The sequence below is a fragment of the Streptomyces sp. NPDC054765 genome (assembly GCF_053612065.1).
Genome location: NZ_JBSHBP010000006.1, coordinates 141,408 through 155,086, shown reverse-complemented (window position 1 = coordinate 155,086; position 13,679 = coordinate 141,408). Strand labels below are relative to the sequence as shown.

Sequence of the window (13,679 nt, the reverse complement as noted above, 5' to 3'; positions counted from 1 at the left end):
CGACGAATACTTGGCGGCCAAAAACCGCGCGGACTCGGCCCGCGCGGCGGGGGTCCGGGACCGGGGCCCCGGAAAACTACAGTCCATCCCACCTTACCGGCGACCGTACCCCCGTGGAACGACCAACCGGGGATGCCCAAACGATGGGCATCCCCGGTCAGTTGAACCGACGAACTCAGATGAGCTCGGTGACGGTGCCGCCGGCAGCGGCGATCTTCTCCTTGGCGGAGCCGGAAACGGCGTCAACCGAAACCTGCAGCGCCACGGAGATCTCGCCGGCGCCGAGCACCTTGACGAGCTCGTTCTTGCGCACCGCGCCCTTGGCGACCAGGTCGGCCACCGTGACCTCGCCACCCTGCGGGTAGAGCTCGGCCAGCTTGTCCAGGTTCACGACCTGGAACTGCTTGTGCGCGGGGTTCTTGAAGCCCTTCAGCTTCGGGAGGCGCATGTGGAGGGGCATCTGCCCGCCCTCGAAGCGCTCCGGAACCTGGTAACGGGCCTTCGTGCCCTTGGTACCACGACCAGCGGTCTTACCCTTGGACGCCTCACCACGACCCACACGGGTCTTGGCGGTCTTGGCGCCCGGGGCGGGCCGGAGGTTGTGGACCTTCAGCGGGTTGTTCTCCGCCATGTCAGTCGACCTCCTCAACCGTCACGAGGTGGCGGACGGTGTGCACCATGCCGCGGAACTCGGGGCGGTCCTCCTTGACAACCGAGTCGTGCAGGCGCTTGAGCCCGAGCGACCGAAGGGTGTCACGGTGGTTCTGCTTGCTACCGATGTAGGACTTCGTCTGCGTGATCTTGAGGTGCGCCATTACGCGGTCACCCCGGCACGCGCCCGCAGCAGAGCGGCGGGAGCAACGTCCTCCAGCGGCAGGCCACGACGGGCCGCGATCTCCTCGGGGCGCTGAAGGCCCCGAAGCGCGGTCACCGTGGCGTGCACGATGTTGATCGGGTTCGACGAGCCGAGCGACTTGCTCAGCACGTCGTGGATGCCCGCGCACTCCAGAACGGCACGCACGGGGCCACCGGCGATCACACCGGTACCGGGGGAAGCCGGCTTGAGCAGGACGACGCCCGCAGCCTTCTCGCCCTGGATGGGGTGAGGGATGGTGCCCTGGATACGGGGGACCTTGAAGAAGTTCTTCTTGGCCTCTTCCACGCCCTTGGCGATGGCAGCCGGAACTTCCTTGGCCTTGCCGTAACCGACACCTACGGTGCCGTCACCGTCGCCCACCACGACCAGCGCGGTGAAGCTGAAGCGACGGCCACCCTTGACAACCTTGGCGACACGGTTGATCGCGACAACGCGCTCAACATATGCGGTCTTCTCGGCGGCAGCGCCACCGTCGCGACCCTTCCGGTCCCGCCGCTCGCCGCCACCGGCACCGCTCCCGCGGCGCTGGGGTCCAGCCATTGGATTTACCTCTCTCTGTTACGTCCGCTAGCTCCGGAACCGGGGCTTAGAACTTCAGCCCGGCTTCGCGGGCGGCGTCGGCCAGAGCGGCAATCCGCCCGGCGTACTGCTTGCCACCACGGTCGAACACGACGGCCTCGACACCGGCGGCCTTGGCACGCTCGGCAACCAGGGAGCCGACCTTCTTGGCCTGAGCGCTCTTGTCGCCCTCGCCACCACGGATCGACGCGTCCAGGCTCGACGCCGAGGCCACCGTGTGGCCCGCAATGTCGTCGATGACCTGCGCGGTGATGCCACGGTTGGACCGCGTCACCACCAGACGCGGACGGTCCGGGGTACCCGAAATCCGCTTACGGATGCGGATGTGGCGCCGCTTCGCGGCGGCCCGCTTGTAAGCGTCGCCCTTGGCGATCTTCACACCGTATGCCATGGCTTACTTACCAGCCTTTCCGACCTTGCGGCGGATGACCTCGCCGGCGTACTTGACGCCCTTGGCCTTGTACGGGTCAGGCTTGCGCAGCTTGCGGATGTTCGCCGCAACCTCGCCGACCTTCTGCTTGTCGATGCCCTCGACGCTGAGCTTGGTCGGGGACTCGACCTTGAAGGAGATGCCCTCGGGTGCCTCGATCAGGATCGGGTGGCTGTAGCCCAGGGAGAACTCCAGGTTGGAGCCCTTCGCCTGGACGCGGTAACCGACACCGCTGATCTCGAGCGCCTTGCTGTAGCCCTGGGTCACGCCGGTGATCATGTTCGCCACCAGCGTGCGGGACAGGCCGTGCAGGGCCTTGTTCTGACGCTCGTCGTTCGGGCGGGTGACGCTGATGACGCCGTCCTCACCCTTGGCGACCTCGATGGGCGCCGCGACGGTGTGCGAGAGGGAACCCTTGGGGCCCTTCACCGCGACCGTACGGCCCTCGATGGTGACGTCCACACCAGCGGGAACCTGGATGGGCAGCTTGCCAATACGCGACATTAGCTATTCCTCCGTTCCCTGGTTACCAGACGTAGGCGAGGACTTCCCCACCCACGCCCTTCTTGCTGGCCTGCTGGCCGGTCAGGAGACCGTGGGACGTGGAGATGATCGCCACGCCCAGGCCGCCGAGAACCTTCGGCAGACTTGTGGACTTTGCGTAGACCCGCAGGCCCGGCTTCGAGATCCGCTTGATGCCGGCGATCGAGCGCTCGCGGTTCGGGCCGAACTTCAGCTCGAGGACGAGGTTCTTGCCCACCTCGGCGTCCTCGACGCGCCAGCCGGTGATGTAGCCCTCCTGCTGGAGGATCTCCGCGATGTGCGACTTGATCTTGCTGTGCGGCATCACGACGTCGTCGTGGTATGCCGAGTTCGCGTTACGCAGACGGGTCAGCATGTCTGCGATGGGATCAGTCATGGTCATGAATTGGCCTTCGGCCTCTCTCGCCGGGGTTTCCTATGTGCGCCATCCCTCTCCCCGATCAGAGTCGGGACGGGTGCGGCGCGGGGACCTACGGCGTAGTAAGCGACTTTATGCGGGCTCGGCCCGCGGTCGGTCTCGGGCGGCGGGGCCCCAAACCCTTCTACCCTACGGGAAAGAAGGGGTGGGGCGCCCACCGGCCGAATGCTTACCGAGAGCCCTGGTCATCCCAACTAGGGATTTACCAGGAGCTCTTGGTCACGCCCGGCAGCTCGCCACGGTGAGCCATCTCACGAAGGCACACGCGGCACAGGCCGAACTTGCGGTAGACGGAGTGCGGACGGCCGCAGCGCTGGCAACGCGTGTACGCGCGGACAGCAAACTTCGGCTTACGAGCCGCCTTAGCGATCAGAGCCTTCTTCGCCACGGTCAGTTCTCCTTGAACGGGAAGCCGAGGTGACGAAGCAGGGCGCGGCCCTCATCGTCGTTGGACGCCGTGGTGACCACGGTGATGTCCATGCCCCGCGTCCGGTCGATCTTGTCCTGGTCGATCTCGTGGAACATGACCTGCTCCGTGAGACCGAAGGTGTAGTTGCCCCGACCGTCGAACTGCTTCGGGGACAGACCACGGAAGTCGCGGATGCGCGGCAGCGCCAGCGACAGCAGGCGGTCCAGGAACTCCCACATGCGGTCACCACGGAGGGTGACGTGGGCACCGATCGGCTGGCCCTCACGCAGCTTGAACTGCGCGATGGACTTACGGGCCTTGGTGACGGCCGGCTTCTGTCCGGTGATCGTGGTGAGGTCGCGGATGGCGCCCTCGATCAGCTTGGAGTCGCGGGCGGCGTCGCCCACGCCCATGTTGACCACGATCTTGGTCAGACCGGGGATCTGCATGACGTTCTCGTAGGAGAACTCGTCCTTCAGCTTCCCGGCGATCTCTTCGCGGTAGCGCGTCTTGAGACGCGGCGCGTTGGTGGTGGCAGTCATCAGATGTCCTCACCGGTCCGCTTGGCAACGCGGATCTTGTTGCCCTCGTCGTCGAAGCGGTATCCGACGCGGGTGACGACCTTGTTTCCGTCCTTCTCCACGACGAGCTGAACGTTGCTCACGTGGACAGGGGCTTCGGTCGTCACGATGCCGCCGGTCTTCGAACCACGAGCGGACTGTCCGGCCTTGGTGTGCTTCTTGACCCGGTTGACACCCTCGACCAGGACACGGTCCTCGCGGGGGAAGGCCTGGATGACCTTGCCCTGCTTGCCCTTGTCCTTACCGGTGATGACCTGGACCAGGTCGCCCTTCTTGATCTTCATCGGTTACAGCACCTCCGGCGCGAGCGAGATGATCTTCATGAACTTCTTCTCGCGCAGCTCCCGGCCCACGGGGCCGAAGATGCGGGTGCCGCGGGGGTCGCCATCGTTCTTGAGGATGACGGCCGCGTTCTCGTCGAAGCGGATGTACGAGCCGTCCGGACGGCGGCGCTCCTTGACGGTGCGAACGATGACCGCCTTGATGACGTCACCCTTCTTCACGTTGCCACCGGGGATCGCATCCTTCACGGTGGCGACGATGACGTCACCGATGCCCGCGTAGCGGCGACCGGAACCACCGAGAACACGAATGCAAAGGATCTCCTTCGCACCAGTGTTGTCGGCGACACGCAGTCGCGACTCCTGCTGGATCACGTCTATCTCCTGTTTGTCTGCCGGTTCCCGGCAGGGGCGTCCTCTGACGAGTCGAGCCCCTGCCGAGCCTGGCGGAACTGTTCCTAGGGGGTCCCCCTAGGAGGGATTACTTGGCCTTCTCGAGGATCTCGACGATGCGCCAGCGCTTGGTGGCGGACAGCGGCCGGGTCTCCATCAGGAGGACGCGGTCGCCGACGCCGGCAGCGTTCTGCTCGTCGTGCGCCTTGAGCTTGTTGGTACGGCGGATGACCTTGCCGTACAGCGCGTGCTTGACGCGGTCCTCGACAGCGACGACGACGGTCTTGTCCATCTTGTCGCTGACGACGAGACCCTCACGGGTCTTGCGGAAACCGCGCTCGTTCGTCTCAGTCACATTCTTCTCGCTCATCAGGCGCTCTCCACCGTCTCGATGCCCAGCTCGCGCTCACGCATCAGGGTGTAGATCCGGGCGATGTCCTTACGGACGGACTTGAGCCGACCGTGGTTCTCGAGCTGTCCGGTCGCCGCCTGGAAGCGGAGGTTGAACAGCTCCTCCTTGGCCTCACGAAGCTTGCCGACGAGGTCCTCGTCATTCAGCTCGCGCAGCTCGGTCGCCTTGATACCGGCCGCCATCACGACTCACCTGCCTCGCGCCGCACAATGCGGCACTTCATCGGAAGCTTGTGGGCGGCGCGGGTCAGCGCCTCCTTGGCAACCTTTTCGTTCGGGAAGGACAGCTCGAACATCACCCGACCGGGCTTGACGTTCGCGACCCACCACTCCGGAGAACCCTTACCGGAACCCATGCGGGTTTCGGCCGGCTTCTTCGTGAGCGGGCGGTCCGGGTAAATGTTGATCCAGACCTTGCCGCCACGCTTGATGTGACGGGTCATCGCGATACGAGCGGACTCGATCTGACGGTTCGTCACGTAAGCCGGGGTGACGGCCTGAATGCCGTACTCACCGAAGGCCAGCTCGGTGCCACCCTTGGCCATACCACTGCGCTTCGGGTGGTGCTGCTTGCGGTGCTTGACCCTGCGAGGGATCAGCATGTCGGTCAGGCCTCCGTTCCGGGGGTCTCCGCCGGAGCAGCGGCAGCAGCCTCGGCCTTGGGGGCCTCGGCAGCGGCGCTCTGCTGCTGCGGCTTGCGGCCGCCGCGGCCACCGCGCTCGCCACCGCGACGCGGGCGGTCGTTGCCGCCACCGCGGGCCGGGCGGTTACCCGCACGGGCGGCAGCGTTCTCGGCGCGAACCTCGGCGATGTTCTTGACGTCGCCCTTGTAGATCCAGACCTTCACACCGATACGGCCGAAGGTGGTCTTGGCCTCGAAGAAGCCGTAGTCGACGTTCGCACGGAGCGTGTGCAGGGGCACACGGCCCTCGCGGTAGAACTCCGAGCGGGACATCTCGGCGCCGCCGAGACGGCCACCGCACTGGATCTTGATGCCCTTGGCGCCGGCCTTCATCGTCGACTGCATGCTCTTACGCATGGCGCGACGGAAGGAGACGCGGGAGGACAGCTGCTCGGCGACGGCCTGGGCCACCAGCTGAGCGTCCACCTCGGGGTTCTTGACCTCGAGGATGTTCAGCTGGACCTGCTTGCCGGTCAGCTTCTCCAGCTCGCCGCGGATGCGGTCGGCCTCGGCGCCGCGGCGGCCGATGACGATGCCCGGACGAGCGGTGTGGATGTCAACGCGGACGCGCTCACGGGTGCGCTCGATCTCCACCTTGGAGATACCGGCGCGCTCCATGCCCTTCGTCATCATGCGACGAATGGCGACGTCTTCCTTGACGTAGTCCTTGTACAGCTTGTCGGCGTACCAACGCGACTTGAAGTCGGTGGTGATGCCGAGCCGGAACCCGTGCGGGTTAACCTTCTGGCCCATTACCGGGTTCCTTCCTTGCTGCTGACGACCACGGTGATGTGGCTGGTCCGCTTGCGGATCCGGTAGGCACGGCCCTGGGCACGCGGACGGAACCGCTTCAGGGTCGGGCCCTCGTCGACATATGCCTCGGAGATGACGAGGCTGCCGGCGTCGGTGTGGTCGTAGTTGTGCGCGGCGTTGGCAATGGCGCTGTCGAGCACCTTGCCCACCGGCACGCTCGCGGCCTGCGGGGCGAAACGCAGGACCGCCTGAGCCTCCGTGGCATTCATGCCACGGATAAGGTCCACCACGCGGCGGGCCTTCATGGGCGTGACGCGGATGTACCGCGCCTGGGCCCTGGCTTCCATGGTTGTCCCTTCGGTGTCAGTCATAGTCTTCGCACTCCGCCGATCAACGACGCCGCGACTTGCGGTCGTCCTTCTCGTGGCCGCGGAAGGTGCGGGTCGGCGCAAACTCGCCGAGCTTGTGGCCGACCATCGACTCGGTGACGAACACCGGGACGTGCTTGCGGCCGTCGTGCACCGCGATCGTGTGGCCGAGCATGGCCGGGACGATCATGGAGCGGCGGGACCAGGTCTTGATGACGTTCTTGGTGCCGGCATCGTTCTGAACATCCACCTTCTTGGAAAGGTGGTCGTCGACGAAGGGCCCCTTCTTGAGACTACGCGGCATCTAAACCCGCTCCTAGCGCTTCTTGTTCGTCTTGCGGCGGCGGACGATGTACTTGTTGCTTGCCTTCTTCGGCGAGCGAGTACGACCCTCCTTCTGGCCCCAGGGCGAGACCGGGTGGCGACCACCGGAAGTCTTGCCCTCACCACCACCGTGCGGGTGGTCAACCGGGTTCATCACGACACCACGCACGGTCGGGCGGACGCCCTTCCAGCGCATACGGCCGGCCTTGCCCCAGTTGATGTTCGACTGCTCGGCGTTGCCGACCTCGCCGACGGTGGCGCGGCAGCGCACGTCGACCAGGCGGATTTCACCGGACGGCATACGAAGGTGAGCCATGCGGCCCTCCTTCGCCAGCAGCTGCACGGAGGCACCGGCCGAGCGGGCGAACTTCGCACCGCCGCCCGGACGCAGCTCGATCGCGTGGATCGTCGTACCCACGGGGATGTGGCGCAGCGGCAGGTTGTTGCCCGGCTTGATGTCGGCGCCAGGGCCGTTCTCAATCCGAGCACCCTGGGCCAGGCCACGGGGCGCGATGATGTAGCGCTTCTCGCCGTCTGCGTAGTGCAGCAGCGCGATGCGCGCGGTGCGGTTCGGGTCGTACTCGATGTGCGCGACCTTGGCCGGCACGCCGTCCTTGTCGTGACGACGGAAGTCGATCACTCGGTAGGCGCGCTTGTGGCCACCGCCCTGGTGGCGAACGGTCACACGACCGGCGTTGTTACGGCCGCCCTTGCTGTGCAGCGGGCGGACCAGCGACTTCTCCGGCGTGGACCGCGTGATCTCGACAAAGTCGGCGACGCTGGAGCCACGACGGCCCGGGGTCGTCGGCTTGTACTTGCGGATACCCATTTCTCAGTCCTCGTCCGATTCCGGACGACTCGGACTCCGTTAGGAGACCGGGCCGCCGAAGATGTCGATACGGTCGCCCTCGGCGAGGGTCACGATGGCGCGCTTGGTGTTGGCCCGCTTGCCGTAACCGGTACGGGTGCGCTTGCGCTTGCCCTGCCGGTTGATCGTGTTGACCCCGGTGACCTTGACCGAGAAGACCGCCTCGACGGCCTGCTTGATCTGGGTCTTGTTCGAGCCCGGTGCGACGATGAACGTGTACTTGTTCTCGTCCAGCAGGGCGTAGCTCTTCTCCGAGACAACCGGCTTGACGAGCACGTCGCGCGGGTCCGAGAAGGTCTTGCTGGTGACGACGGCCTCAGTCATCAGGCGTCGCTCCCTTCGGTCTCAGCGGCCTTGGGGCCAGACACGAAGGACTCGAAGGCGGCCTTGGTGAAGACCACGTCGTCGGAGACGAGCACGTCGTACGTGTTCAGCTGGCCCGGCTCCAGGATGTGAACCTGGGGCAGGTTGCGGGCGGACAGCCACGCGGCCTCGTCGCTGCGCTCGACGACCAGCAGCACGTTCTTGCGCTCGCTGACCTTGCCGAGGAGAGTCTTGGCGGCCTTGGTGGAGATGTCGCCCTCGACCACGCCGGCAACGACGTGGATACGGCTGTTGCGGGCCCGGTCGGTGAGGGCACCGCGCAGGGCGGCGACCTTCATCTTCTTCGGGGTCCGCTGGCTGTAGTCACGCGGCACGGGGCCGTGGACGACGCCACCGCCGGCGAACTGCGGCGCACGGGTCGAACCCTGGCGCGCGCGGCCGGTGCCCTTCTGGCGGTACGGCTTCTTGCCACCGCCGCGGACCTCGCCGCGAGTCTTGGTCTTGTGCGTGCCCTGACGGGCAGCGGCCAGCTGGGCGACAACGACCTGGTGGATCAGCGGAATGCTGACCTTGGCGTCGAAGATCTCCGTGGGGAGCTCGACGGTACCGGCCTTGTCGCCTGCCGGCGAAAGGATGTCAATGGTGCTCATCGGTTACCTCAGGCCCCCTTGGCCGCGGTACGGACCAGGACGAGGCCGCCGTTCGGACCAGGAACTGCGCCCTTGATGAGCAGCAGACCCTTCTCCGCGTCAACGGCGTGGACGGTCAGGTTCTGGGTGGTGACCCGCTCATTGCCCATACGGCCGGCCATCCGCATGCCCTTGAACACGCGGCCCGGGGTGGCGCAGCCACCGATGGAGCCAGGCTTACGGTGCACGCGGTGGGCACCGTGGGACGCCTTGCCGCCGTGGAAGCCGTGACGCTTCATGACGCCGGCGAAGCCCTTGCCCTTGCTCTTGCCGGTCACGTCCACCTTGACGCCGGACTCGAAGGTCTCAGCGGTCACTTCCTGGCCGAGGGTGTACTCACCGGCATCGGTGGTACGGACCTCGACAAGGTGGCGACGGGGGGTGACGTCGGCCTTCGCGAAGTGGCCCTTGAGGGGCTTGTTCACCTTGCGCGGGTCGATCTCGCCGAAGGCGATCTGGACGGAGTCGTAACCGTCCTGGTCATTGGTGCGCACCTGGGTAACGACACAGGGGCCGGCCTTGACCACAGTGACCGGGACGACACGGTTGTTCTCGTCCCAGACCTGGGTCATGCCGAGCTTCTCGCCCAGGATGCCCTTGATCTGCTTAGCCATCTCTTCCGCGCCTCTCAGAGCTTGATCTCGATGTCAACGCCGGCCGGAAGGTCCAGGCGCATCAGCGAGTCAACGGTCTTGGGCGTCGGGTCGAGGATGTCGATCAGGCGCTTGTGCGTGCGCATCTCGAAGTGCTCGCGCGCGTCCTTGTACTTGTGCGGCGACTTGATGACGCAGTACACGTTCTTCTCAGTGGGCAGCGGCACCGGGCCCGCGACCGACGCACCAGTACGGGTCACCGTCTCGACGATCTTCTTCGCCGAAGAGTCGATGACCTCGTGGTCGTAGGCCTTGAGCCGGATGCGGATCTTCTGTCCCGCCATGGCTACTTCGTAGTCCTGTCTCTCGTAAACGCTCTGGGACCCGATGCGCTGTGCTCCGTGAGGAGCACCGTCCCACCTCCGACCCCCGCGGTCGGGCGTGTCGCGCGCCTTCCGGAAAATCCCCACAAGGGGGATCCTTCTAGAAGGAATGCGTGGGGGTAGGACACCCACCGGGCGCCTGGCTGAGGCACCCCGCTGACGCTTCCCGGAAGATTCCCGTATTTCCGGCCCTGAGAAGGGACGACGAATACCTGGGACTCGCTTCCAGTCCTCCCGGCGGGAGGCGCGCAGCATCGGCACTCAACCGAGCAACCTGGACAGTGTGCCATACGCGCGACACAGCTGGCCAACTGAAGCGGGAGAGACTACCCGACCATCGGGCAGAACGGCGCCCCCTCGGGTGGTGCGCACGCGGAAATCTGCTGAGCGCCGACGACGTGGGCCTGGGCAAGACCACCCCTGTGCCCCTTCCGGCACCGGCGCCAGCACCCAGCGGTTCACCATCCAGATCCAGCTCTCCGCCACCCGCTGAGGCGCCCGGCTCGCCCGGCTGCTCGCGACCGAACAGCTCCGTTCCTGGGGGGGCTCCCCCTGGATGCCGCCGCCCATGTGTCGTCGGGGAGCTGGCCGCCAACGCGGCGCTCCACGGGCGCGTGCCGGGACGGGACTTCCGGCTCATCCCAAGGAGTACATCAGCGGCCCGTTCCCCACTTCCGGGCCCTAAGAGGAGAGAGGAAGAGTTCCGTGCCCGATATCTCCGCCGCATGGCAGCCGAGCGCCCTCCTGCGATCCCTGCTCTTTACAGACTTTGACGGTGAATCCGCCGACCCGGACGATGTAATCGCCGAGGCGCTCGACGGAGGATATGTCGAGCGTACCGATGGCCTCGTGGAAATCCTGCAGGACGAATCCGTAGACCCAATCGAACGGTTCCTTGCTTGCTGCGCATTGACTAGTTGGGCAGACCCAATTGGGTACGGGGCGGTCGTCACTGCTGCATCTGCTCCGGAGAACGTGGTCTGGAAAGACGCGTCGTACGACCGAATTCACAGCGAGGACGACACCTTCGGGCAACTCGCCCAAGCTGTCGGCAGCAGTGCAGACATGATCGATGAGCGGAGCAGCGCCGCAGATCGAATCGCGGCAGCCCGCACCCTGTTCAAGATCGTGGATCTCGTGCAGTTCGATCAGCACGTTAGCGCGATCCTGCGGCGCGATATCATTGGTTCCTGCCTGGACGATATCTGCGCAGCCATTGAACGTGGCATCGCGCGACTGGCGATCCGTAAGCAGCTCACCTTTGACCTCGGTTTCCAGATTGCCCTCCTCGTCGTCGCCATCGCACCTTTCGACGAGCCGATGTCCACGGAAGCGGCGCGCCGCCTTGCCGCAGCAGACCCCGGAGAGCGTGCACTCCGTGAACTGTTGTCAGCCAGAGCCTTCGCCATCTGTCGACAGGCGTGAGCCGTCTCCGACAGCCAACCCTTACTCCCATTCTTGTAGCGGTGCCAGAAGGCCTCAAAGGCATCAATGGATTTGCCATGGGCCCCCTCTACGACACATTTTTCTGCGTTGTTGCATGACGCTGCGACGTCATCGAAAGCAGCCGCGCCGCGTTTTTGATCAAGCCTCGGACAGCTCGCTTCGTGAAAGCGCGAGGCTAAGGCGCGACCGCGAGTGGGGGTGATGCGTAAGCGCTGTACCTTATCGCATTGCGGCGCAACCTGTAGTTGCGGCTGGACGCGCCGACGCGCGCACCGGGATTAGGGTGCCGTCCGCGAATTCAACTCAGCTCACCTCTCGGGCTTGTCGGCAATCAAGTCTTCAGATCTCGAAGAACGAGTACGTCGAGCGTGCCACCAACTCCAGATTGTGTGCCCCACCAGAGCGAACGCAACAGCCACTGCGATGAATCGAACAGCATTCCAGGTATTTGTGACAACCAAACCTTGCCCACGCGACTCCCCAGCCAAGCGCATAGAGGTCTCGTAAAAGGCTACGAGCGGAATAAGCAGCCGAAAGAAGAGACCACCAATGCCTGGCACTCGCGCGACGTTACCCAAGAGACCAAGAGGTGCCCCGAATACAAACGCCAGCACTCCCCATACCCCAATTTTAGAACCTGAACCTGAGGTGTCGGCTTGCAATCCGTCCGGGGCGGCGGCAAGAATCGAATCCTTAAATAGGTAGTAAGTAACCACCCCGATAGCCAGTCCAAGAGGCGCAAGAATGACTGATTCAATTTTGGATTGACGGAAATAGCCCACCAGAAATGCGTAACAGGCCCATGACCACCCGCCGGAGAAAATTACATCCACGACTACACTGGCGGGACTGTCCCACTTTCCAGCAAGAGGGCCTAGTAGGCCAAGCAGCAAACCAACCCCGAGTGGTGCTGCCAGCGACAAAGCACGAGCGCCCGGAAAGTTTCCGATTTCTCTTCCCCATCCAGTCTGAGCCCAAGCGGAGACAGCAGAGCCCTGGGTCCACACGGTTGCCCGTGTGGACCCAGAGTCGCACGCCAGCCCACCCCGCCTAGCAGGAATTCACCCCGCAACGCGGGGGTCGCATTTAAGCGTTATTGTAGTAGGCGTAGCAAGTATATGCCAGGCCAATGGTTACATTGGCGTAGGAAGTCGCGTTCTTCGCCACCCAGCCGCTTGAATAGTCGACGTTACGAACCCTCACTGTAGTAAGGTGGCCCGTATCCGCGCGGTAGTTCGAATAGCACTTCTTTCCATTCACACCCGCCGACTCCCACCCATAGCACCACGTGCCATGAGTGACTTCTTTGCAGGCATTTCCCAACGGCCGGACAACCGAATCGTTGATTTCGATCTTTACTACACCCCACTCAGAGGGGTTACCCAGATCCGCGGGCGGCTTCACCCCGTCGCCGCGTGTGTGGATTACGGGCTGCCCGGCCGTGAGACCGTCGGTGGCTTCAATTCCGGTATTACCGGTGGCGGTGTCACCCTGAGGGCTGTATGCAGCTGCCGGGGCGGCAAAGCTGCAAACCGCGAGCGCCACGCTCACAAAGACAAAAATTATCGCTCTTCCGAATTCCTTCACGATATCCCCCTGTTCGACCCTCGTGTGAGGTTTCGGAAGGATCCTCCATGCAGGAATGGCGGCAGTCAAGCAGATTGAACGTCGCCGAAAACTACTTTGACTGGTTCATGGACCCGACTTGGTGCACACTCTCCACCTTTCACCCGAATTTAGCGAATTGATTTCACCCTTCCCTCCAGTAGGAACTGTGACAGATGGCTTGATCTTTGCGCACCTACTCAACGGCTGTCCCGTAACTCAGCACGGAACTGGCCTCGATCCGTCAGTGGTGAGCGCCGCTTGAGCGTGGAGTCACTGAGGCTGAATTCGTGAGGGCGTGACTCAACGGCCCGCATTACGCGACAGCCACCGTCCACGCGCGGTGAGCCAGTCGAGGAACTTATGGGTGCCGCCGGCGGAGTCGGTGCGGATCAGTCCAGCAAGGCCTCGCCTGGGTCGTGCACCGTCCGTGGCTTGCACCACGGCACGAGCGCCGCCGACAACGCAGCATCCACGCCGCTCTTGCGGACCGTCTCCACCAGCAGGACAGCACCGGACTGCGAGACCACCGCACGGCCGTTGCCCTCAACTCGGACAGGCGGGTACGACCCGCTACGCTTCTTCACCCGGGAAGTGCTTCTCTCCCGGCGACGAGCAGGACCTTTGACAAGTCCTATCGTCCCAGCTCAGAGGCACTCCTCGCCTATTTGATCAGCCCTCGGACAGCCCCCTTCGTGAAAGCCCGAGGCTAGCCGTGGGGT

Annotated in this window: 24 protein-coding genes and 2 pseudogenes; 2 read left to right on the top strand and 24 right to left on the bottom strand. The window is 64.5% G+C overall.

Annotated elements, in window-relative coordinates; translation table 11 throughout:
• Positions 1 to 175: 175 nt before the first annotated feature.
• The 21 genes from rplO to rpsJ form a co-directional block, all read right to left on the bottom strand.
• Positions 176 to 631, bottom strand: coding sequence for a 50S ribosomal protein L15 (gene rplO, locus ACWGJY_RS06645; RefSeq protein WP_453259670.1), 456 nt, complete (start codon positions 629 to 631; stop codon positions 176 to 178).
• Between the two features lies 1 nt (position 632).
• Positions 633 to 815: a 50S ribosomal protein L30 gene (gene rpmD / locus ACWGJY_RS06640; RefSeq protein WP_052859629.1), complete on the bottom strand. Its 183-nt coding sequence runs from the start codon at positions 813 to 815 to the stop codon at positions 633 to 635.
• Positions 815 to 1,417 carry a 30S ribosomal protein S5 gene (gene rpsE / locus ACWGJY_RS06635; protein WP_393906380.1) on the bottom strand — a complete coding sequence of 201 codons (603 nt, stop codon included), beginning with the start codon at positions 1,415 to 1,417 and terminating at the stop codon, positions 815 to 817. The genes rpmD and rpsE overlap by 1 nt, the downstream gene beginning before the upstream one ends.
• A 46-nt stretch (positions 1,418 to 1,463) precedes the next feature.
• A complete protein-coding gene (rplR, locus tag ACWGJY_RS06630) occupies positions 1,464 to 1,847 on the bottom strand; it encodes a 50S ribosomal protein L18 (protein WP_453259669.1) in 384 nt (127 codons plus the stop codon).
• 3 nt (positions 1,848 to 1,850) lie between these two features.
• On the bottom strand, positions 1,851 to 2,390 hold the full coding sequence (gene rplF / locus ACWGJY_RS06625) for a 50S ribosomal protein L6 (RefSeq protein ID WP_453259668.1): 540 nt from the start codon (positions 2,388 to 2,390) through the stop codon (positions 1,851 to 1,853).
• Between the two features lie 22 nt (positions 2,391 to 2,412).
• A complete protein-coding gene (gene rpsH, locus ACWGJY_RS06620) occupies positions 2,413 to 2,811 on the bottom strand; it encodes a 30S ribosomal protein S8 (protein WP_127151657.1) in 399 nt (132 codons plus the stop codon).
• Positions 2,812 to 3,049: 238 nt separating this feature from the next.
• Positions 3,050 to 3,235 carry a type Z 30S ribosomal protein S14 gene (locus ACWGJY_RS06615; RefSeq protein WP_004571834.1) on the bottom strand — a complete coding sequence of 62 codons (186 nt, stop codon included), beginning with the start codon at positions 3,233 to 3,235 and terminating at the stop codon, positions 3,050 to 3,052.
• 2 nt (positions 3,236 to 3,237) lie between these two features.
• Positions 3,238 to 3,798 carry a 50S ribosomal protein L5 gene (gene rplE / locus ACWGJY_RS06610; protein ID WP_030074789.1) on the bottom strand — a complete coding sequence of 187 codons (561 nt, stop codon included), beginning with the start codon at positions 3,796 to 3,798 and terminating at the stop codon, positions 3,238 to 3,240.
• A complete protein-coding gene (gene rplX, locus ACWGJY_RS06605; protein ID WP_453259667.1) occupies positions 3,798 to 4,121 on the bottom strand; it encodes a 50S ribosomal protein L24 in 324 nt (107 codons plus the stop codon). The genes rplE and rplX overlap by 1 nt, the downstream gene beginning before the upstream one ends.
• 3 nt (positions 4,122 to 4,124) lie before the next feature.
• Positions 4,125 to 4,493 (bottom strand): 50S ribosomal protein L14, encoded by a 369-nt coding sequence (rplN, locus tag ACWGJY_RS06600; RefSeq protein ID WP_003992364.1) that lies wholly within the window; start codon positions 4,491 to 4,493, stop codon positions 4,125 to 4,127.
• Positions 4,494 to 4,599: 106 nt separating this feature from the next.
• The gene (gene rpsQ / locus ACWGJY_RS06595; RefSeq protein WP_006604882.1) at positions 4,600 to 4,881 is read right to left on the bottom strand and encodes a 30S ribosomal protein S17; all 282 of its coding nucleotides are present in this window, start codon (positions 4,879 to 4,881) and stop codon (positions 4,600 to 4,602) included.
• A complete protein-coding gene (rpmC, locus tag ACWGJY_RS06590; protein ID WP_030074787.1) occupies positions 4,881 to 5,105 on the bottom strand; it encodes a 50S ribosomal protein L29 in 225 nt (74 codons plus the stop codon). The genes rpsQ and rpmC overlap by 1 nt, the downstream gene beginning before the upstream one ends.
• Complete coding sequence (rplP, locus tag ACWGJY_RS06585) at positions 5,105 to 5,524, bottom strand: 50S ribosomal protein L16 (RefSeq protein WP_006604880.1); 420 nt, start codon at positions 5,522 to 5,524, stop codon at positions 5,105 to 5,107. The genes rpmC and rplP overlap by 1 nt, the downstream gene beginning before the upstream one ends.
• A 5-nt stretch (positions 5,525 to 5,529) precedes the next feature.
• Positions 5,530 to 6,357: a 30S ribosomal protein S3 gene (gene rpsC, locus ACWGJY_RS06580; RefSeq protein ID WP_127151659.1), complete on the bottom strand. Its 828-nt coding sequence runs from the start codon at positions 6,355 to 6,357 to the stop codon at positions 5,530 to 5,532.
• Positions 6,357 to 6,704, bottom strand: a complete 348-nt coding sequence (gene rplV, locus ACWGJY_RS06575) for a 50S ribosomal protein L22 (RefSeq protein WP_037839423.1) — start codon at positions 6,702 to 6,704, stop codon at positions 6,357 to 6,359. The genes rpsC and rplV overlap by 1 nt, the downstream gene beginning before the upstream one ends.
• A 43-nt stretch (positions 6,705 to 6,747) precedes the next feature.
• Positions 6,748 to 7,029 (bottom strand): 30S ribosomal protein S19, encoded by a 282-nt coding sequence (rpsS, locus tag ACWGJY_RS06570; RefSeq protein WP_018090899.1) that lies wholly within the window; start codon positions 7,027 to 7,029, stop codon positions 6,748 to 6,750.
• Positions 7,030 to 7,041: 12 nt separating this feature from the next.
• Entirely contained in the window at positions 7,042 to 7,878 is an 837-nt protein-coding gene (gene rplB, locus ACWGJY_RS06565; protein WP_018090900.1) for a 50S ribosomal protein L2, read from the bottom strand.
• Positions 7,879 to 7,917: 39 nt separating this feature from the next.
• The gene (rplW, locus tag ACWGJY_RS06560; RefSeq protein WP_006604875.1) at positions 7,918 to 8,241 is read right to left on the bottom strand and encodes a 50S ribosomal protein L23; all 324 of its coding nucleotides are present in this window, start codon (positions 8,239 to 8,241) and stop codon (positions 7,918 to 7,920) included.
• Positions 8,241 to 8,891 (bottom strand): 50S ribosomal protein L4, encoded by a 651-nt coding sequence (gene rplD / locus ACWGJY_RS06555; RefSeq protein ID WP_453259666.1) that lies wholly within the window; start codon positions 8,889 to 8,891, stop codon positions 8,241 to 8,243. The genes rplW and rplD overlap by 1 nt, the downstream gene beginning before the upstream one ends.
• Positions 8,892 to 8,899: 8 nt before the next feature.
• Positions 8,900 to 9,544 carry a 50S ribosomal protein L3 gene (gene rplC, locus ACWGJY_RS06550; protein WP_030986140.1) on the bottom strand — a complete coding sequence of 215 codons (645 nt, stop codon included), beginning with the start codon at positions 9,542 to 9,544 and terminating at the stop codon, positions 8,900 to 8,902.
• Between the two features lie 14 nt (positions 9,545 to 9,558).
• Entirely contained in the window at positions 9,559 to 9,867 is a 309-nt protein-coding gene (gene rpsJ, locus ACWGJY_RS06545) for a 30S ribosomal protein S10 (RefSeq protein ID WP_014054162.1), read from the bottom strand.
• Between the two features lie 502 nt (positions 9,868 to 10,369).
• On the opposite strand from rpsJ, the pseudogene ACWGJY_RS06540 reads away from it, so the two are divergent.
• Both ACWGJY_RS06540 and ACWGJY_RS06535 read left to right on the top strand, forming a co-directional pair.
• Positions 10,370 to 10,547 (top strand): annotated as a pseudogene (locus tag ACWGJY_RS06540) (ATP-binding protein); the annotation flags it as partial.
• 64 nt (positions 10,548 to 10,611) lie between these two features.
• The gene (locus ACWGJY_RS06535) at positions 10,612 to 11,331 is read left to right on the top strand and encodes a hypothetical protein (protein ID WP_453259665.1); all 720 of its coding nucleotides are present in this window, start codon (positions 10,612 to 10,614) and stop codon (positions 11,329 to 11,331) included.
• A gap of 329 nt (positions 11,332 to 11,660) precedes the next feature.
• On the opposite strand, the gene ACWGJY_RS06530 is transcribed toward ACWGJY_RS06535, so the two are convergent.
• From ACWGJY_RS06530 to ACWGJY_RS06520, 3 genes and pseudogenes are all read right to left on the bottom strand, one after another.
• Positions 11,661 to 12,185 (bottom strand): hypothetical protein, encoded by a 525-nt coding sequence (locus ACWGJY_RS06530; protein ID WP_453259664.1) that lies wholly within the window; start codon positions 12,183 to 12,185, stop codon positions 11,661 to 11,663.
• A 253-nt stretch (positions 12,186 to 12,438) separates the two neighbouring features.
• Positions 12,439 to 12,939 (bottom strand): lactococcin 972 family bacteriocin, encoded by a 501-nt coding sequence (locus ACWGJY_RS06525; RefSeq protein ID WP_453259663.1) that lies wholly within the window; start codon positions 12,937 to 12,939, stop codon positions 12,439 to 12,441.
• Between the two features lie 327 nt (positions 12,940 to 13,266).
• Positions 13,267 to 13,544: pseudogene (locus tag ACWGJY_RS06520) on the bottom strand (hypothetical protein); the annotation flags it as partial.
• Positions 13,545 to 13,679 lie beyond the last annotated feature (135 nt).